Raw genomic sequence first — 18984 nt, 5'->3', positions numbered from 1 at the left:
TCCGGGCCTCAGGTGTAGGAGGCCATCGCTTCCTCGACCGTCAGTACCGGGATGTCCCGTTCGTCGATCGCCTTCATCAGGGTCTCCAGACCGGCCTTGCCGATCTCGGTGCTGGTCGCCGGGGGACCCTCGGTGACCTTGTGCAGGCAGAGGATCAGCCAGTCGCCGCTGTTCACGCACCGGTCGAGCTTGCCGCCCGCGCCCGTGAGCTTCGACAGCGCCGTGCCGCCGATGCCCGTGCCGTCGTTGATGCCGGTCAGCGCCTTGAGGCGGTAGGGCATCGCCGGGGCGAACGACTCGATGGTCTCGGAGATGATCGACCGGGCGGTGGTGAAGTGCCGGCTGGCGATCTGGTCGACCGGCACGCCGTCGGACGTCTTCTGGAACGCGCCGTGCGGGTAGGCGAAGTGCTCGCTGGTGAAGCCGTTGGACACCAGCCACTCGCGCAGCTTGCGGAAGTCGTCGTCGGCCTGCTCGGCGGTCAGTTTGGGGTAGCTGGCCGTGTGCACGGCGTTGGCGTACGAGTGGCCCGCCATCTCCCAGCCGGAGAAGTCCTGCATGGAACGCATCTGACCCAGCGTCAGGAAGCTGCCGGTGCCGATGGCGTCGGCGATGTTGTAGACCGTGCCGGGGAAGCCGAAGCGGTCCATGACCGGCCGGGCCAGGTCGTGGATCGACTTGTGGGAGTCGTCGAAGGTGATGGAGACGACGCCCTTGGGGAAGACCGAGACGGTGTCCGGGATCAGCTCCACCGCCTGCAGCCGGTAGGTCACCGGCCCGCCCGCGTTGTCGTAGACCGCGAACGACATGTCGGTGAAGCCGGTCTTCGTCGACGGCTTGCCGTCGGCGCCGATGGAGTACGTCCCGGCCGCCGCGCTGACGTCCGCCCACTGGAGGTGGACCGTGACCCACTCGCCGGACTGCACGTAGTTGGCCGACGTCTTGGAGTGGACGTGGAAGCTCCAGGCGAAGTGGTTCGCCAGCGAGCCGCTGCCCAGGTAGAAGACCATCTTGGCCAGGTTGGTGACGTCGTCCACGCGGAAGACGAGCCGGATCATCTTGCCGCTCAGGCTCATCGCGGTCATGCCGGTCCTGCGGACGTAGGACTGCTTGCCGGTGCCGTTGGTGGTCACCCGGACCGCCTGCGTGCCGCGGACGAACTGGGCCGTGTCGTTCGCCTCGGCCGAGGCCGTGCCCGCCCCGCCGGGCGTCCAGCCGTGGCCCGACTGGAACTGCTGGGACCAACTGGCCCGGCGGTACTTGGGGCGGCGCCCGGAGGGGGCGTACAGGGGAGGCGTGGTGAGGCCTCCGATGGCGCCCTCGGCGGCGGGGGCGGCGGCCGGCTGGGCCATCACCTTGCCCATCCACGCGCCGGCCCCGGCCATCGCGACGCCCCCCGCGCCGCCCATCAGCAGCGCGGAACGCCTGCTCACCACCGGTTTGTCCTCCGTTGCCTCGGCAGCGTGCCTGTGGGCGCCGGACCGCCTGTTCCTCACCGGGTCTCCCGAACCGTGTCGAAGTAGTTCCTGCCCTCGCCGGTGAAGCCGGCCACCTGGGCCTGGACCTCCGCCGCCGACAGCGTGTCGTTCGCGTTGTAGTAGAGCCAGTCGACCTTCATGTCCCAGGCGCGTTCGCCCTTGAACGGCAGGTCGATGAACCAGTGGTTGAAGTTCACGGACATGTCCGCGCGCGGCGCGTACTTGCCGTTGCTCAGGAAGAGCTTCTTGCCGTCGAGCCAGTAGGCGACCACGCCGTCCTTCACCCGGATCAGCACGGTGTGCCAGGCGTCGAGGCTCTTGTTGGTCGTCTCGTAGACCCGGTCGTTGCTCTCGTGGTCGTACCAGGTGACCGTGTCGAGCTTGGGGCCGGGCCGGCCCCAGCCGCCGTTGGGCATGTACTCGTTGTCCAGCTCGCTGTACGTCGGGCCCTTGCCGCCGATGGTGTAGAAGGTCTGGTTGACGTGATCGCCGGCGTCGCCGGTGGACGGCCCGTCGCTGAAGTGGATGCGGGCCGCGTAGGTGCCGTCGCGGAACTTGCTCGCGGCCGTGCCGAGACTCGCCTGCTTCGTCCCGGCCTTCGTGCCGTCCGTGCTCGCCCGCAGGTTGAGCACCTGGCCGTCGGCGTGGGAGCCCTCGGCGGTGGGGAAGCTGACGCCCTGGGCCGACCAGGTGTTCTCGATGCCGGGGCCGCCCTTGCTGGTGCGCACCAGCCAGCCGTGCTTGAACAGGGCGGGGTCCTTGGGCCCCAGGTAGCTGAAGTCGTCGAACAGCACCCCGGACGGCGGGGCGGGCAGCGCCTCGGGCGCCGTCTTCGCCGTGGCCTTCTCCTCGTCGCTCGCCTTCGAGCCGTCCGGCTCCTCACCCCAGGCGAGGACGCCCCGCTTGTACGCGGTGACCTCCTCGGCCTCCTTGTAGGACGTCTTCTCCGCGTCGAAGGAGCGGTCGTCGGACTGCTGCAGCTTCTCGTGGTCGGTGCGGAACAGCTGGACGTCGATGCCCTTGCTGTTGGCACCGGGCTTCAGGTCGCCGGCGCCCTCGGTGAACCTCAGCTCCAGGTAGTGGTCGGCGGTGTCGGTGGGCTTGTCCATCGCGACGATCCGCCCGGCCACGTTCGAGCAGCCGAAGACGGCGTTCACACAGTTGTAGGCATAGGCGGCACCGTCCTCGGCGGTGAACCAGTACCGGAGCGTGACATCGCTCAACGGCAGGGGCCTGCCGGTGTCGTTGAAGACCTCCAGCGACGGCTTCGCCACCGCGGCCGTGGCCGGGGTGTCGGTGCGGTAGCGGACCTTCAGCTCGGGCGGGTCCGGGTTGGCCGCCTTCCACACCGGGTAGAGCGCGGTTCCGCCGGCCGCCACCACGGCCACCAGGAGCAGGAGCCTGATCTTGGGCCACACCCGTCGTCCGGACGGTCGGCGGCGGGAGGACGCCACGGAAGACTCCTTCGAAGACACCGGCGGCCCTGGTGGAGACCGCCGGAGCCGGGTAAACAATGGTCGGATTGTGTGAGGATCCTATCCGTGCAGGCATACGCAGAGGGGGGCGGGTGCACGGATTGTTACCGTACGCCCCACCCCCCTCAGGGGTAACGCCTTACGCCGGGACGCTCGCCACGCCCGGAGCCAGGAACCTCTTGCCGTTGACGCGCTCGGAGACGCCCTCGCGGTCCAGGTACGGCGTGATGCCGCCCAGGTGGAACGGCCAGCCGGCGCCCGTGATCAGGCACAGGTCGATGTCCTGCGCCTCGGCGACGACGCCCTCGTCGAGCATCAGCCCGATCTCCTGCGCGACCGCGTCGAGCACCCGCTCGCGCACCTGCTCCTCCGTCAGGACGGTGTCGCCCTGCTTCAGCAGCGCGGCGACCTCCGGGTCCAGCTCCGGCTTGCCGGAGTCGTAGACGTAGAAGCCGCGCTTGCCGGCCTCGACGACCGCCTTGAGGTTCGGGGAGACCGTGAAGCGGTCCGGGAAGGCCCGGTTGAGCGTCTCGGAGACGTGCAGACCGATGGCCGGGCCGACCAGCTCCAGCAGGACCAGCGGCGACATCGGCAGGCCGAGCGGCTCGACGGCCTTCTCGGCGACCTCGACGGGGGTGCCCTCGTCGATGACGTTCTGGATCTCGCCCATGAAGCGGGTCAGGATGCGGTTCACGACGAACGCCGGGGCGTCCTTGACCAGCACCGCGGTCTTCTTCAGCTTCTTGGCGACGCCGAACGCCGTGGCCAGGGAGGCGTCGTCGGTCCGCTCACCGCGGACGATCTCCAGCAGCGGCAGCACGGCGACCGGGTTGAAGAAGTGGAAGCCGACGACCCGCTCGGGGTGCTTCAGCTTCGACGCCATCTCCGACACCGACAGCGAGGAGGTGTTGGTGGCGAGGATCGCGTGCGCCGGGGCGACCGCCTCGACCTCCGCGAACACCTTCTGCTTGACGCCCATCTCCTCGAACACGGCCTCGATGATGAAGTCCGCGTCCGCGAAGCCCTCGGCCTTGTCCAGGACACCGGTCACCAGCGCCTTGAGGCGGTTGGCCTTGTCCTGGTTGATGCGGCCCTTGCCGAGCAGCTTGTCGATCTCGGCGTGGACGTAGCCCACACCCTTGTCGACGCGCTCCTGGTCGATGTCGGTCAGCACGACCGGCACCTCCAGGCGGCGCAGGAACAGCAGCGCGAGCTGGGAGGCCATCAGACCGGCGCCGACGACACCGACCTTGGTGACCGGGCGGGCCAGGGACTTGTCCGGGGCGCCGGCGGGGCGCTTGCCGCGCTTCTGCACCAGGTTGAAGGCGTAGATGCCGGCGCGCAGTTCGCCGCCCATGATCAGGTCGGCGAGCGCCTGGTCCTCGGCGTCGTAGCCCTGCTGCAGGTCGCCGTTCTTGGCGGCGGCGATGATGTCCAGGGCGCGGTAGGCGGCCGGGGCGGCGCCGTGCACCTTGGAGTCGGCGATGAAGCGGCCCTTGGCGACGGCCTGGTCCCAGGCCTCGCCGCGGTCGATCACCGGACGCTCGATCTTCAGCTCGCCCTTGAGGACGGTCGCGGTCCAGATCAGCGACTGCTCCAGGAAGTCCGCGCCCTCGAAGATCGCGTCGGCGATCCCGAGCTCGTAGACCTGCTTGCCCTTGAGCTGCTTGTTCTGGTTGAGGCTGTTCTCGATGATCACCGAGACGGCCTTCTCCGGGCCGATCAGGTTCGGCAGCAGCGTGCAGCCGCCCCAGCCGGGGACCAGGCCGAGGAAGACCTCGGGCAGGGAGAACGCCGGCACGGCCGCGGAGACGGTGCGGTAGGTGCAGTGCAGGCCGACCTCGACACCGCCGCCCATGGCGGCGCCGTTGTAGTACGCGAAGGTCGGCACGGCCAGCTGCGACAGCCGCTTGAAGACCTCGTGGCCGCCCTTGCCGATGGCGAGGGCGTGCTCGTGCTCCTTGAGGATCTCCACGCCCTTGAGGTCGGCGCCGACCGCGAAGATGAACGGCTTGCCGGTGATGCCGGCGCCGACGATCTCGCCGTCCGCCGCCTCCTTCTCGACCTGGTCGATCGCGGCGTTCAGGTTCGCCAGCGAGGCCGGGCCGAAGGTGGTCGGCTTGGTGTGGTCGTGGCCGTTGTCCAGGGTGATCAGGGCGAAGCGCCCGGCACCGAGGGGGAGGTCGAAGTGGCGCACGTGCGCGGTGGTGACGACCTCGTCCGGGAACAGTTCGGAAGCCTGCTTCAGAAGCTCGGCGGTGGTGCTCACTTGTCCCCCTCGAAGTGCGGGTTCTCCCAGATGACCGTCGCGCCCATGCCGAAGCCGACGCACATGGTGGTCAGGCCGTAGCGGACGTGCGGCTGCTCCTCGAACTGGCGGGCCAGCTGCGTCATCAGGCGGACGCCGGAGGAGGCCAGCGGGTGGCCGAACGCGATGGCGCCGCCGTACTGGTTGACGCGCTCGTCGTCGTCGGCGATGCCGTAGTGGTCGAGGAAGGCCAGCACCTGGACGGCGAAGGCCTCGTTGATCTCGAACAGGCCGATGTCGGAGATCGACAGACCGGCCTGGGCCAGCGCCTTCTCCGTGGCCGGGATCGGGCCGTAGCCCATGACCTCCGGCTCCACGCCCGCGAAGGAGTAGGAGACCAGGCGCATCTTCACCGGGAGGCCGTTCTCCCGGGCGAAGTCCTCGGAGGCGATCAGCGAGGCGGTGGCGCCGTCGTTCAGACCGGCCGCGTTGCCCGCGGTGACCCGGCCGTGGACACGGAACGGGGTCTTCAGGTTCTGCAGGTTCTCCAGGGTCGTGCCCGGGCGCATCGGCTCGTCGGCGGTGACCAGGCCCCAGCCCGTCTCACCGGCCTCGGCGTTGGTGCGGCGGACCGAGATCGGCACCAGGTCGGCCTGGATCTTGCCGTTGGCGTACGCCTTGGCGGCCTTCTCCTGGGAGCGCACGGCGTACTCGTCGGCGCGCAGCTTGGTGATCTGCGGGTAACGGTCGTGCAGGTTCTCGGCGGTCATGCCCATGAAGAGGGCGGACTCGTCGACCAGCTTCTCGGAGACGAACCGCGGGTTGGGGTCGACGCCCTCACCCATGGGGTGGCGGCCCATGTGCTCCACACCGCCGGCGATGGCGATGTCGTAGGCGCCGAAGGCGACGGAACCGGCGACCGTGGTGACGGCGGTCAGGGCGCCGGCGCACATGCGGTCGATGCTGTAGCCCGGTACGGACTGCGGCAGGCCCGCGAGGATCCCGGCGGTGCGGCCGATGGTCAGGCCCTGGTCACCGATCTGCGTGGTCGCGGCGATGGCGACCTCGTCGATCTTCTTCGGGTCCAGGCCGGGGTTGCGGCGCAGCAGCTCCCGGATCGCCTTCACGACGAGGTCGTCGGCGCGGGTCTCGTGGTAGATGCCCTTCGGGCCCGCCTTGCCGAACGGGGTGCGGACGCCGTCGACGAAGACGACGTCCCTGACGGTACGAGGCACGATGGCTCTCCTCCAGGGTCAGGATTGCGGTGCTGCTGCGACGCGCTGAGCGCGCGCTCAGTCCCCATGCTACTTATGAGTAACGTGGCTGCACAGTCCTGACAGGCACAGCGGTGAAGGTCACACCTTCGGCGGCGCCGTGGACCCCCGGGGCGTCAGGACGGGCGTGGGCACCGGATGCGAGACCACCCCTTCCCCGCCGGCGATCACCGAGAACAGCGTCCGGGCCACCTCCGCCCCGAATCCGTGCACGTCATGGCTCATCGCGGACAGCGTCGGATGCGTCAGCCGGCACAGCTGCGAGTCGTCCCACGCCAGCAGCGACACGTCCTGCGGCACCCGCAGCCCCATCTCCGCCGCCACCGAAAGACCGGCCACCGCCATGATGTCGTTGTCGTACACGATCGCCGTCGGCCGGTCCGGCGGCGCGGCCGCCAGCAGCGACCGGGTGGCCCGCGCCCCCGCGTCCCCCGAGAAGTCCGTCGCCACCTGCCACGCCCCGGCCAGCGCCAGCGAGCCCGCCGCCTCGTCGAACGCCGCCGTCCGGATCGAGGTGTGCCCGAGGTCAGCCGCCCCGCCCACCCGGGCGATCCGCCGGTGCCCCAGCGCGGCCAGATACCGCACCGCCTCCGTCACGGCCGAGGCGTCGTCCGTCCACACCGAGGTGAGACCCCCGGTCAGCGAGGGGTGCCCGACCGCGACGGCCGGCAGCCCGAGCCGCTGCACCAGGCCCATCCGGGGATCGTCGGCCCGGAAGTCGACCAGGATCGACCCGCCGACCTGCCGCCCTCGCCACCACCCCTCCTGGACGCCCACCTCCTCGTCCAGGCTCCGCACGAGGCGCAGCAGCAGCGAGCAGGAGTGCTCGGCCAGCACGCTCTCCACGCCCGACACGAACTCCATGTACCAGGGCTCGAGACCGAGCATCCGGGCCGGCCGGCACACCGCGAGCCCCACCACGTCCACCCGCGACCCGGCCAGCGTCCGGGCCGTGAGACTCGGCGCCCAGCCGAGCTCCCGCGCCGCCCGGAAGATCCGCTCCCGGGTCGCCTCGGACAGCCCCGGCTTGCGGTTGAAGGCCAGGGACACGGCACCCTTGGACACGCCGGCGCGCGCGGCGACGTCCTTGATGGTGACGCGGGGGGTCGGCGTTGCCGTCATCGGGTGGGCTCCACGCAGTACAGGGCCGATCGAGCACGTTCCGCGTCCGGAGTCTTCCAGCCGCGCACCCCGATGGTCACCTCCTCGCCCGGCAGCAGCGTGACCAGCCCCCGGTCGGCCCGCGCCGACGGATCGAGCCGGTCGGCCTGCAGGAGCAGGTCCCGCACCAGCGTACGGGCGGTCACCGTGATCCCCTCCGGGGCGAGCGCGACCTCGAACTGCGGCCGCGGATAGGCGACTTCCCAGTCGGGCACCGGGAAGTGCACCGCCCGCAGCCCGTCCGCGTCGGCGACCAGGAACTCACCGGGGCCCGCCGGCACCAGTGAGTCGGGCACCCCGACCCGTGCCACGCTGCGCGCCCCGGCCGCCAGGGACACGGAGCGCCGCCCCAGCACCTCGCCCCCGACGGACATCCGCCGCAGGGTCAGCGTCCCCGTCCAGTCCCCGGCCGCCTGGTTCACCGCGGCCAGCTCCAGCCGCCCGTCCCGCGTCCGCAGGATCACCGGCAACCGGTCCGCGTAGAGCCGTTTCAGCTCGTGGAACAGCGGCTTCTCGCGCCCGTCCCCGTCGATCGCCGCCCAGGAGGTCACCGGCCAGCAGTCGTTGAGCTGCCAGAGGACCGTGCCCGCGCACACCGGCCAGTGCGCGCGCCAGTGCTCGATCCCGGCCGCGACCGCCCGGGCCTGGTTGACCTGGGTGAGGTAGTGCCAGCGGTCGAAGTCGCCCTGCGGCACCGTGAAGTGCCGGGCCAGGCCGCGCTCCAGCTTGCCGTTGCCGTCGTCGGCCTTCTGGTGGTGCAGCATGCCGGGGGAGTCCGGCGCGAGATCCTCGCCGGGCAGCGCGCGGCGCAGCGTGGCGTACGCGGGCGGCGCCTGCCAGCCGAACTCGGCGACGAACCGGGGCACGCTGCGCCGGTAGCCGGCGTAGTCCTCGCGGTTCCACACCTCCCACGAGTGGTGCGTGCCGTGCGCCGGGTCGTTCGGATGGTGCCGCCACGACCCGGACCAGGGGCTGCCCGCCGTGTAGGGCCGGGTCGGGTCCAGCTCGGCCACCACCCGCGGGAGCAGGCCCAGGTAGTAGCCCTCGCCCCAGGAGTCCCCGGCCAGTTGCGGCTCCCACCCCCAGTCGCGAAAGCCCCACAGGTTCTCGTTGTTGCCGTTCCACAGCACCAGCGACGGGTGCGGCATCAGCCGGACGACGTTCTCCCGCGCCTCGGCCTCCACCTCCCCGCGCAGCGGCTGCTCCTCCGGGTAGGCCGCGCAGGCGAACGGGAAGTCCTGCCAGACCAGCAGGCCGAGTTCGTCGCAGGCGTCGTAGAAGTCCGCGCTCTCGTACAGGCCGCCGCCCCAGACGCGTACGAGGTCCACGCCCGCGTCGGCGGCCTGCTCCAGCCGCTCCCGGTAGCGGGCGCGGGTGATCCGGGACGGGAAGACGTCGTCCGGGATCCAGTTGACGCCCCGGGCGAAGAGCCGCTCGCCGTTCACGACGAGGGTGAAACCGGTGCCGTGCGCATCGACCCGCCGGTCCAGCCCGACGGTTCTGAAGCCGATCCGCCGCCGCCACACGTCCAGCTCCTCGTCGCCGTGCAGCAGCGTCAACTCCACGTCGTACAAGGGCTGCTCGCCGTAGCCGCGGGGCCACCACAGCGCCGGGTCCGGCACCCGCAGACGAACCGTCCCGCCCGTCCCCCCGATCTCCGCACGGGCCCGCACCCCGGCCACGGACGCCCGCACGGCGAGCGGTGCCTCCACCCGCGTCCGCTCGACGTCCACGGCCAGCTCGACGACCCCGGTGCCCTCCTCGACGGTCACCAGGGGCCGCACCCGGGCGATCCGGGCCGTCGACCAGTGCTCCAGGCGCACCGGCCGCCAGATCCCGGCCGTGACCAGGGCCGGCCCCCAGTCCCAGCCGAAGGAGCAGGCCATCTTGCGCACGTACTGGTACGGCTCGGCGTAGGCGGCCGGCCGCTCGCCCAGCCGGTTCCGCACGGTCTCGGCCTCCGCGTAAGCGGAGCGGAACCGCACCGACAGCCGCCCGGACAGGCCCGTGACGTCGAACCGGTGGGAGCGGTGCATGTTCCGCACGGTCCCCAGCGGCCGCCCGTCCAGGGAGATCTCGGCGACCGTGTCGAGCCCGTCGAAGACCAGGTCGGTCTGCTCCTGCGCCGACGAGCCGTCCAGTTCCCGCTCGTAGGTCCAGTCCCGGCGCCCCACCCAGGCCACCTCGGTCTCGTTCCGGCCGAGGAACGGGTCCGGGATCACCCCTGCCGCCATCAGGTCGGTGTGCACGCAGCCCGGCACGGCGGCCGGCAGCGCGTCCGGGCCGTGCCGCAGGATCCATCCCTCGCCGAGCGGTGTGACCTCCAGCATGCGCACTCCCTTTACCGGTTGAGTCCAGAGCCGATCGTCGGTTTCGCATCGTTGGCGGGATTGGGACTTTACCGGTTGAGCAAGCGCTGCCAGAGTGCCGAACCAGCCATACCGCACGTGCTCGTCCGTCCCGAGTCCCCCTCCGCGAACGGAGCTGATGCACATGAACCGCCGTACCGTCCTCGCCCTCACCGTCGGAGCGGCCCTGCTGGCCTCCGGCTGCACCGGCACCGGAGGCAGCGCGCAAGGCGCGGATGCCGAGGCGCCCGACGACCCCTCCGAGGTCTCCGGGACCATCACGGTCCTCACCCACCGCACCGACCTCGTGCAGGACGGGACGATGAAGAAGTACGCCGCCGAGTTCCGCAGGACGTACCCCGGTGTGCGGGTCGAGTTCGACGCCGTGACCGACTACGAGGGCGAAGTGAAGATCCGGATGAACACGGAGAACTACGGCGACGTCCTGATGATCCCGGGCGTGATCGAGAAGAAGGACTACCCGAGGTTCTTCGCGTCCCTGGGCAGCCGGGCCGAGCGCAGCGAGAAGTACCGCTTCACCGACTACACCACCGTCGGCGGCAAGGTCTACGGCCAGAGCCCGCTCGGCGCGGTCCCCGGGTTCGTCTACAACAAGAGGGTCTGGCAACGCGCCGGCGTCACCGGCTGGCCGAAGACCCCGGCCGAGTTCCTCGCCGGCCTGGAGGCGATCAAGGAGAGGACCGACGCCGTCCCGTACTACACCAACTTCAAGGACGGGTGGCCGCTCACCCAGTGGACCCAGGTCAACGGCTCGGTCAGCTGCGACGAGCGGGCCACCACCCGGCTCGCCGAGGGCAACCCCTGGGCCGAGGGCTCCGACCTGCGGACCGCCGACACCCTGCTGTACGACGTCGTGCGCCGGGGACTCGCCGAGAAGGACCCGACCACCACCAACTGGGAGGCCTCCAAGGCCCGGCTGGCCAAGGGCGAGATCGCCACCATGTGGCTCGGCTCCTGGGCCGTCATCCAGCTGCGGGGCGCCGCGCGGCAGGCGGGCGCGAACCCCGACGACATCGGGTTCATGCCCTTCCCGGCGCAGCGCGACGGCAGGTTCTGCGCGGTCGCGCTGCCCGACTACAACCAGGCCGTCAACATCCACTCCGACCACAAGGCCGCGGCCCGCGCCTGGATCGACTGGTTCACCGACGAGTCCGGCTACGCCGAGGACAACCTGGCCCTGTCCCCGCTGAAGGACGACCCGCTGCCCGGCGTCCTCGAACCCTACGAGCAGGCCGGCGTGAAGCTCCTCGACCTCGACGACTCCAAGGGCGCCGAGGTGAAGTCCATCGACAACGCGTCCGAGGTCGGCATCAACAAGCCCGACTACCGCCAGGACCTCGTCGACCTGGCCCGCGGCGCCACCGAGGGCAGCCTGGACGACTTCCTGGACGGCCTGGCGAGGAAGTGGACCGAGACCCGGAAGTCGCTGGGGTCCTGATGACGGACACCACCGAGAAGGCGGCCGCCCGGCCCGTCCCCGGCCCGGCCGCCCCACGACCGGCCCCGGCCCCGCGCGCGGCACGCCTGTGGGGCGGGATCACCCCCTGGCTGTTCCTGCTCGCCCCGCTCACGCTCCTGATCGTCTTCACCTACGCGCCGATCGCCAACATGATCGCGTACAGCTTCACCGACTGGGACGGCGTCAGCCCCGGGCTGCGCTACACGGGCGCCGGGAACTACACCGAACTGTTCACCCGCTCCGACCTGTTCGAGGTCTTCTGGGTCAGCGGCTACTACCTGGCCGCCTCCGTCTTCCAGATCGCCGCCGCGCTGTACTTCGCCACCGTCCTGAGCTTCGACGTCCGCTTCCGGAACTTCTTCAAGGGCGTGCTGTTCTTCCCGTACCTGATCAACGGGGTGGCGATCGGCTTCGTCTTCCTCTACTTCTTCCAGGACGGCGGCACCCTCGACTCGCTCCTCGGCCTGTTCGGCGCGGAGACCGATCGCGCCTGGCTGGGCACCCCGGAGTCGGCGAACACCTCCCTGGCGGCCGTCTCGGTCTGGCGCCACCTGGGCCTGAACTTCGTCCTCTTCCTCGGCGCGATCCAGTCGATCCCCGCGGACCTCTACGAGGCGGCCGAACTGGACGGCGCCAACCGCTGGCACCAGTTCCGCCACATCATCGCGCCCGGCATCAAGCCGGTCCTGTCGCTGACCGTGATCCTGTCGATCTCCGGCTCCCTGTCGGTCTTCGAGATCCCGTACATCATGACCGGCGGCGCGACCGGCACCGAGACCTTCGTGATCCAGACCGTGAAGCTGGCCTTCCAGTTCAACAAGACGGGGCTCGCCTCGGCGGCCGCGGTCGTGCTGCTGCTGATCGTCCTGGCCGTGACCTGGCTGCAGCGGCGCCTCGTCCCCGACGACAAGGTGGACCTCACATGACGCGCCGCGCAGTCGCCCGCGCCCTGATGTACGCGTCGCTGCTCACCGCGACCGCGGTGGTGCTGCTCCCGCCGGCGGCCGTCCTGCTGACGTCCCTGAAGTCCGAGCGGGAGATGGCCAACGGCAGCGAAGCCCTGGCGCTTCCCGACGACCCGTTCCACCTCGGCAACTACGCGACCGCGTTCCAGGACGGCCGGATGCTCGCCGCGTTCGCCAACACCGCGTTCATCCTGGTCTTCGCCATCGGCGGCACGGTCCTGATCGGCTCCATGACGGCCTATGCGATCGACCGCTTCAGCTTCCGCTGCAAGAGGCCGGTCCTGGCCCTGTTTTTGATCGCCGCCCTGGTCCCCGGCGTCACGACGCAGGTGGCGACCTTCCAGATCGTGAACAGCTTCGGCATGTTCGACAGCCTCTGGGCGCCGATCGCCCTCTACATGGGCACGGACATCGTCTCGATCTACATCTTCCTGCAGTTCGTGCGGTCCATCCCCACCTCCCTGGACGAGGCGGCCCGGCTGGACGGCGCCAACGCCTTCACGATCTACCGCAGGATCATCTTCCCGCTGCTGAAACCGGCGATCGCGACGGTGGTGATCGTGAAGGGCATCACGACCTACAACGACTTCTACATCCCGTTCCTGTACATGCCGTCGGAAGATCTTGGCGTGATCTCGACGTCCCTGTTCCGCTTCAAGGGTCCGTTCGGAGCCCACTGGGAGACGATCTCGGCGGGGACGATCCTGGTGATCCTCCCGACCCTGATCGTCTTCCTGAGCCTCCAGCGGTACATCTACAACGGCTTCACCCAGGGGGCGACCCGGTGAGGAGGCACCCGCCGGCTACGGCGCCTCGGCGGACAGGGCGGTCACCAGCACCGGCGTGACCTGCTCCACCTGCCACGGGCGGGCCCCGTACCCGGCCAGCGCCGCCGCGACGGACTCCGCGTCCACCACCGCCGGCGGCTCCCAGCACACCCGCCGCACCGTGTCCGGCGTGATCAGGTTCTCCTGCGGCATGGTGAGTTCCTCGGCGAGCGCGGACACCCCGGCCCGGGCGGCGGACAGCCGCGCCGCCGCCGCGGGGTCCTTGTCGGCCCAGGCCCGGGGCGGCGGCGGCCCGGTCACCGGCTGCCCCGGCTGCGGCAGCTGCGCCTCGCTCAGCGCCTTCGCCCGGTCCACCGCCGCCTGCCACTGCTCCAGCTGCCGCTTGCCCATCCGGTGCCCGAAGCCGTTCAGCGCGGCCAGCGCGTGCACGTTGGCCGGAAGGGCGAGCGCGGCCTCCACGATGGCCGCGTCCCCGAGCACCTTGCCGGGCGAGACGTCCCGCCGCTGCGCGATCCGGTCCCGCGTCTGCCACAGCTCGCGCACGACCGCCAGCTGCCGCCGCCGGCGCACCTTGTGCATGCCGGACGTGCGCCGCCAGGGGTCCTTGCGGGGTTCGGGCGGCGGGGCGGAGGCGATCGCGTCGAACTCCTGGCGGGCCCAGTCCAGCTTGCCCTGCCGGTCCAGCTCCTTCTCCAGCGCGTCGCGCAGGTCGACCAGCAGCTCCACGTCCAGCGCCGCGTAGCGCAGCCAGGGCTCGGGCAGCGGCCGGGTGGACCAGTCGACGGCGGAGTGGCCCTTCTCCAGGACGAAGCCCAGCACGCTCTCGACCATCGCGCCGAGGCCGACCCGCGGGAACCCGGCGAGCCGCCCGGCCAGCTCCGTGTCGAACAGCCGCGTCGGCACCATGCCTATCTCGCGCAGACACGGCAGGTCCTGCGTGGCCGCGTGCAGCACCCACTCCACGCCGGACAGGGCCTCGCCCAGCGCCGACAGGTCGGGGCAGGCCACGGGGTCGATCAGCGCCGTGCCGGCACCCTCGCGGCGCAGCTGCACCAGGTAGGCGCGCTGGCCGTAGCGGTAGCCGGACGCCCGCTCGGCGTCGACGGCGACCGGGCCGGAGCCCGCCTCGAAGGCGGCGATGACCCGGGCCAGGGCGGCCTCGTCCGCGACGACGGGCGGAATGCCCTCGCGCGGCTCCAGCAGGGGGATCGGCGCCTCCGCAGCAGAAGATCCGCCGTCGTCCGGAGGGGCGCCTCCGGTGGTTCGCAGTGGGCTGTCTGCTGCGGTGTCGTGGGCGTCGGTCACCTGTCAAGGGTATCCATGTATGGACAGCGCCCGCCGACGGAACGTTCCGTCGACGGGCGCTCGAGGGTCGCAAACCAGTCATGTCGGGGAAGTGACGGGTCGGCGAGCCGCGTGGGAAGGGAAGGGACCGAGCGGCCGGTCCCGTTCACGTGAGTGAAGGATCACTGAGGGTCGATCACCGAGGGTCGATCACCGAGGGTCGGTCACGGAGTCGGGGCGGAGCGGATCGGGTGATCCGCGGGCGGCCGGCGGGCGGGGTCAGTGGATGATGCCGGTGCGCAGGGCCACCGCCACCATCCCGGCGCGGTCGCCCGTGCCGAGCTTGCGGGCGATGCGGGCGAGGTGGCTCTTGACGGTCAGCGCGGACAGGCCCATCGAGACGCCGATCGCCTTGTTCGACTGGCCTTCGGCGACCAGCCGCAGCACCTCGACCTCGCGGCCGGACAGTTCGCGGTAGCCGCCCGGGTGGCTCGGGGCACCCGGGGGGCGGCGGTGCAGACGCGCGGCGGCGGCGCCGATGGGGGCGGCGCCCGGCCGGGTGGGGAGCCCGACGTTGGTGCGGGTGCCGGTGACCACGTAGCCCTTCACACCGCCGGCGAGCGCGTTGCGCACGGCGCCGATGTCGTCGGCCGCGGAGAGGGCGAGGCCGTTGGGCCAGCCCGCGGCGCGGGTCTCGGACAGCAGGGTGAGGCCGGAGCCATCCGGCAGGTGGACGTCGGCGACGCAGATGTCGCGGGGGTTGCCGATGCGGGGACGAGCCTCCGCGATGGACGAGGCCTCGATGACATCGCGCACACCGAGCGCCCACAGGTGGCGGGTGACGGTGGAACGGACGCGCGGGTCGGCCACGACCACCATGGCGGTCGGCTTGTTCGGGCGGTAGGCGACCAGGCTTGCGGGCTGCTCGAGGAGAACGGACACCAGGCCTCCTGGGGTGCGGGACGGGGCCGGCTCGTGGGGATGAAGCCGGGACGAACCGTGCTTTCAAGGTCACTGAGGTCTTCGGCAGCCGCCCCGTCCGCCTTTAGAGAATGATCACGATTCAGTGATAACAATCAGTGCAATTCGGACAGGCGGTCGATCATTCGAAGGCCGGACGGTTTCGGTCTGCGTCGGTACGCGGTCGAAAGTGGCCGTATCGACAAAGTGATTCGGCCAAGAGGGGGACGCAGGTGTGATCGTCGGCAGGGCAGCGTTGACCACCCCGTACAAGTTCGATCAGTACGGGGTGGGAAGGGGTTCGATCAGTGGGACTGGGGCCCGCGCCGCTGGGGCAGCGTCACCACGGACGCGTCGCCGGGCCCGGCCGGGGGCAGCCCCGCGACCTGGGCCAGCAGGTCGCACCAGGACGCCAGGTGCGCGGCCGTGTCCGGCACCCCGCCCAGGCCCTCGCGCGGCGTCCACGAAGCGCGGATCTCGATCTGCGAGGCGGCGGGGCGGGCGGACAGCCCGCCGAAGTAGTGGGAGCTCGCCCGCGTGACCGTGCCGCTCGGCTCCCCGTAGGTGAGCCCGCGCGTCTGCAGCGCGCCGGTCAGCCAGGACCAGCACACCTCCGGCAGCAGCGGGTCCGCGGCCATCTCCGGCTCCAGCTCGGCGCGCACCAGCGTCACCAGCCGGAAGGTACCCCGCCAGGCGTCGTGCCCGGCCGGATCGTGCAGCAGCACCAGGCGGCCGTCCGCCAGGTCCTGGTCGCCGTCGACGACCGCGGCCTCCAGGGCGTAGGAGTACGGGGCGAGCCGCTTGGGCGCCGGCGTCGGCTCCACCTCGATCTGGGGTCGCAGCCGCGCCGTCCTGAGCGCGTCGACAGCGGCCCGGAAGGGCAGCGGGGAAGAGTCCGCCTCCCGCCGGTCGTCCTCGGTGTCCTTCGCTTCGTCCATTCCGCCAGCGCCGTCCGACAGTCGTCCCTGAGCCGCAGCCATGCGGGAAGATTACGGGGACCGGAGCCCGGGTGCCGGGCTAGACACCCCGCGCCCGTCCAGGGGCTGGATCGCGCTGTCCGGCGGCGTGCGAAACTTGGCCCGTGAGTGCCAACGACGCCCCCCGGGCCCCGCAGCCGTCCGCCCCGTACGACTCCGCCTTCCTCAGGGCGTGCCGGCGCGAGCCCGTGCCGCACACGCCGGTGTGGTTCATGCGGCAGGCCGGGCGTTCGCTGCCGGAGTACCGCAAGGTGCGCGAGGGCATCCCCATGCTGGAGTCCTGCATGCGGCCCGAGCTGGTCACCGAGATCACGCTCCAGCCGGTCCGCCGGCACGGCGTGGACGCGGCGATCTACTTCAGCGACATCGTCGTCCCGCTCAAGGCCATCGGCATCGACCTCGACATCAAGCCCGGCGTCGGCCCGGTGGTGGAGAGCCCGGTCCGCACCCGCGCCGACCTCGCCCGGCTGCGCGACCTCACCCCCGAGGACGTCTCCTACGTCACCGAGGCCATCGGCCTGCTCACCGCCGAACTCGGCGCGACCCCGCTCATCGGGTTCGCGGGCGCCCCCTTCACCCTCGCCAGCTACCTCGTCGAGGGCGGCCCGTCCCGCACCTACGAGAACGCCAAGGCGATGATGTACGGCGACCCGGAGCTGTGGGCCGACCTGCTCGACCGCCTCGCGGACATCACGGCCGCCTTCCTGAAGGTGCAGATCGAGGCGGGCGCCTCGGCCGTCCAGCTGTTCGACTCCTGGGCCGGTGCGCTGGCCCCCGTCGACTACCGGCGCTCGGTGCTGCCGGCATCGGCGAAGGTCTTCCAGGCCGTGGCCGGCTACGGCGTCCCGCGCATCCACTTCGGCGTCGGCACCGGCGAGCTGCTGGGCCTCATGGGCGAGGCCGGCGCGGACGTCGTCGGCGTCGACTGGCGCGTCCCGATGGACGAGGCCGCCCGCCGCGTCGGCCCCGGCAAGGCGCTCCAGGGCAACCTCGACCCGACCGTGCTGTTCGCCCCCACCGAGGCCGTCGAGGCCAAGACCCGGGAGGTCCTGGAGTCGGCCGCGGGCCTGGAGGGCCACGTGTTCAACCTCGGCCACGGCGTCATGCCGGCCACGGACCCCGACGCGCTGACCCGGCTCGTGGAGTACGTCCACACGCACACCGCCCGCTGAGCCCGTCCGGCCCGGGAGTCACCACCCGGGCCGGGCCCGCCTGCCGAACAGGATGCCGCGCGGCTGTGGAGGGGGCGGTGTGCCGGGGCGCAGCGGCAGGGCGATCAGCAGGCCGACGACGAACCCGGCGACGTGCGCCGCGTACGCCACCGTGCCGGCGTCGGAGACGCCCGCGCCGGAGGAGTACACCGCCTGCAGCACGAACCACAGGCCCAGCACGATCCAGGCCGGCAGCCGCAGCGGCAGGAAGACCAGGAACGGGACCAGCACCCACACCCGGGCCTTCGGGTACAGCACCAGATAGGCACCCAGAACGCCGGCGATCGCCCCCGAGGCGCCGATCAGCGGGGCGCCGGAGCCGGCGTTGAGGAGCGCGAAGGCGTAGGCGGCGGCGATGCCGCAGACGCCGTAGAAGAGCAGGAAGCGCAGGTGGCCCATGCGGTCCTCGATGTTGTTGCCGAAGATCCACAGGAACAGCATGTTGCCCAGCAGGTGCAGCCAGCCGCCGTGCAGGAACATCGCCGTCAGCACGCTGAGCTCGGGCGACTTGTCGTAGGACGGCGGGCCGACCACACAGCCCGGCCCCTGCGGGCCCACGCCCACGTCGCCGGTGGGCACCAGACGCGGCATCCGATGGTGGATCAGCTCCTGCGGCACGGCCGCCCAGTGGTCGAGGAACGCCTGGAGGTGGCACAGCTGGGCCAGGCTGCTCCCGCCCGTGAGGGAGCCGGCCATGCCGGGGGTGAGCAGGAACACGACGACGTTGGCCGCCAGCAGCGCGTACGTGACCCAGGGGGTGCGCCGCACCGGGTTCACGTCATGGACGGGGATCACCACACCGCCCGTGTGCCCGGAGCGCCGCCGGTGAATCGGTGACGCGTGTGAACGCGGCCGCACGGGCGTGCGTATGTGTCGGCAACCGCCCGCGGCGCGGGGAAGGCGGGTCGCGGGGCCGACGTGAGGAACAGGCGATGAACGACCGAGTGACTCCTCCGATGCACGCCCTGCCCGACGGCGAGGCGGAGCTGACGCTGGTGGTGAGGCTGCCCTGGGAGGACGTGGCGCGCCTCGGCCAGGACGCGGGGCGGCTGGCCGCGCAGTGGCGGCGGCCGGTGACGCTGGAGGAGGCGGTGAGCCACCGGCTGCGGTCCTCGCGGCCGGCCGCGCACGCCAAGCCGGCGGGGGAGCAGCCGCCGGCGGTGACCGCGGGGGCCGCGTCGGTGTCGTCCTTGCCGTCGAGGCCGCCGGCCGAGCAGGCACGGCAGGCCATCGACCGGATCAACGGGACGGCCGGGACCGCGTAGGGCCGCAGGGCCGCCGGGTGCGGGCGGGCCGCCGGGCGCGGGTCCGGCGTGGTTCCCCGCGCCCACGCGG

The 18984-nt window shown here is 71.5% G+C and carries 15 protein-coding genes; 5 read left to right on the top strand and 10 right to left on the bottom strand.

Translation table 11 applies throughout. The features are described from left to right. Nucleotides 1–8 precede the first annotated feature (8 nt). The 6 genes from ACIGAN_RS02490 to ACIGAN_RS02465 all read right to left on the bottom strand — a co-directional run bounded on the left by ACIGAN_RS02490 (nt 9) and on the right by ACIGAN_RS02465 (nt 9966). The gene (locus tag ACIGAN_RS02490) at nt 9–1433 is read right to left on the bottom strand and encodes a polysaccharide deacetylase family protein (protein ID WP_365738551.1); all 1425 of its coding nucleotides are present in this window, start codon (nt 1431–1433) and stop codon (nt 9–11) included. Nucleotides 1434–1492: 59 nt separating this feature from the next. Beyond that, complete coding sequence (locus ACIGAN_RS02485) at nt 1493–2932, bottom strand: cellulose binding domain-containing protein (RefSeq protein ID WP_399854511.1); 1440 nt, start codon at nt 2930–2932, stop codon at nt 1493–1495. Nucleotides 2933–3092: 160 nt separating this feature from the next. Further along, nucleotides 3093–5222, bottom strand: coding sequence for a 3-hydroxyacyl-CoA dehydrogenase NAD-binding domain-containing protein (locus ACIGAN_RS02480; RefSeq protein WP_399854510.1), 2130 nt, complete (start codon nt 5220–5222; stop codon nt 3093–3095). Then, nucleotides 5219–6436: a thiolase family protein gene (locus ACIGAN_RS02475; RefSeq protein ID WP_365099450.1), complete on the bottom strand. Its 1218-nt coding sequence runs from the start codon at nt 6434–6436 to the stop codon at nt 5219–5221. Before ACIGAN_RS02475 ends, ACIGAN_RS02480 begins: the two co-directional genes overlap by 4 nt. A gap of 120 nt (nt 6437–6556) precedes the next feature. After that, on the bottom strand, nt 6557–7597 hold the full coding sequence (locus tag ACIGAN_RS02470; RefSeq protein ID WP_399854509.1) for a LacI family DNA-binding transcriptional regulator: 1041 nt from the start codon (nt 7595–7597) through the stop codon (nt 6557–6559). Beyond that, entirely contained in the window at nt 7594–9966 is a 2373-nt protein-coding gene (locus ACIGAN_RS02465; protein ID WP_399854508.1) for a glycoside hydrolase family 2 protein, read from the bottom strand. The genes ACIGAN_RS02470 and ACIGAN_RS02465 overlap by 4 nt, the downstream gene beginning before the upstream one ends. Before the next feature lie 163 nt (nt 9967–10129). Between ACIGAN_RS02465 and ACIGAN_RS02460 the strand changes: the two genes are divergently transcribed. From ACIGAN_RS02460 to ACIGAN_RS02450, 3 genes are read left to right on the top strand one after another with little or no spacing between them, the layout of a single operon-like run. Continuing rightward, nucleotides 10130–11443, top strand: coding sequence for an ABC transporter substrate-binding protein (locus tag ACIGAN_RS02460; protein WP_399854507.1), 1314 nt, complete (start codon nt 10130–10132; stop codon nt 11441–11443). Continuing rightward, the gene (locus ACIGAN_RS02455; protein ID WP_399854506.1) at nt 11443–12390 is read left to right on the top strand and encodes a carbohydrate ABC transporter permease; all 948 of its coding nucleotides are present in this window, start codon (nt 11443–11445) and stop codon (nt 12388–12390) included. The genes ACIGAN_RS02460 and ACIGAN_RS02455 overlap by 1 nt, the downstream gene beginning before the upstream one ends. Next, nucleotides 12387–13217: a carbohydrate ABC transporter permease gene (locus ACIGAN_RS02450; protein WP_399854505.1), complete on the top strand. Its 831-nt coding sequence runs from the start codon at nt 12387–12389 to the stop codon at nt 13215–13217. The genes ACIGAN_RS02455 and ACIGAN_RS02450 overlap by 4 nt, the downstream gene beginning before the upstream one ends. A gap of 15 nt (nt 13218–13232) precedes the next feature. Here the strand turns inward: ACIGAN_RS02450 and ACIGAN_RS02445 are convergent, their stop codons facing one another. The 3 genes from ACIGAN_RS02445 to ACIGAN_RS02435 form a co-directional block, all read right to left on the bottom strand. Then, the gene (locus ACIGAN_RS02445; protein WP_365738537.1) at nt 13233–14522 is read right to left on the bottom strand and encodes a ribonuclease D; all 1290 of its coding nucleotides are present in this window, start codon (nt 14520–14522) and stop codon (nt 13233–13235) included. Nucleotides 14523–14780: 258 nt separating this feature from the next. Next, complete coding sequence (locus tag ACIGAN_RS02440) at nt 14781–15443, bottom strand: response regulator transcription factor (RefSeq protein ID WP_003993737.1); 663 nt, start codon at nt 15441–15443, stop codon at nt 14781–14783. A gap of 323 nt (nt 15444–15766) precedes the next feature. Next, nucleotides 15767–16441 (bottom strand): DUF3000 domain-containing protein, encoded by a 675-nt coding sequence (locus tag ACIGAN_RS02435; RefSeq protein ID WP_365738535.1) that lies wholly within the window; start codon nt 16439–16441, stop codon nt 15767–15769. 101 nt (nt 16442–16542) lie between these two features. Between ACIGAN_RS02435 and hemE the strand changes: the two genes are divergently transcribed. Then, nucleotides 16543–17610 (top strand): uroporphyrinogen decarboxylase, encoded by a 1068-nt coding sequence (hemE, locus tag ACIGAN_RS02430; RefSeq protein WP_365099940.1) that lies wholly within the window; start codon nt 16543–16545, stop codon nt 17608–17610. A gap of 18 nt (nt 17611–17628) precedes the next feature. On the opposite strand, the gene ACIGAN_RS02425 is transcribed toward hemE, so the two are convergent. Continuing rightward, a complete protein-coding gene (locus tag ACIGAN_RS02425; protein WP_365099937.1) occupies nt 17629–18447 on the bottom strand; it encodes a rhomboid family intramembrane serine protease in 819 nt (272 codons plus the stop codon). A gap of 134 nt (nt 18448–18581) precedes the next feature. On the opposite strand from ACIGAN_RS02425, the gene ACIGAN_RS02420 reads away from it, so the two are divergent. Further along, nucleotides 18582–18914 carry a hypothetical protein gene (locus ACIGAN_RS02420; protein WP_365099934.1) on the top strand — a complete coding sequence of 111 codons (333 nt, stop codon included), beginning with the start codon at nt 18582–18584 and terminating at the stop codon, nt 18912–18914. The last annotated feature ends 70 nt before the right edge of the window (nt 18915–18984 follow it).

This window comes from Streptomyces sp. NPDC085931 (assembly GCF_044540565.1).
Taxonomy (GTDB): domain Bacteria; phylum Actinomycetota; class Actinomycetes; order Streptomycetales; family Streptomycetaceae; genus Streptomyces.
This window is presented reverse-complemented; position numbering and strand designations above follow the sequence as displayed.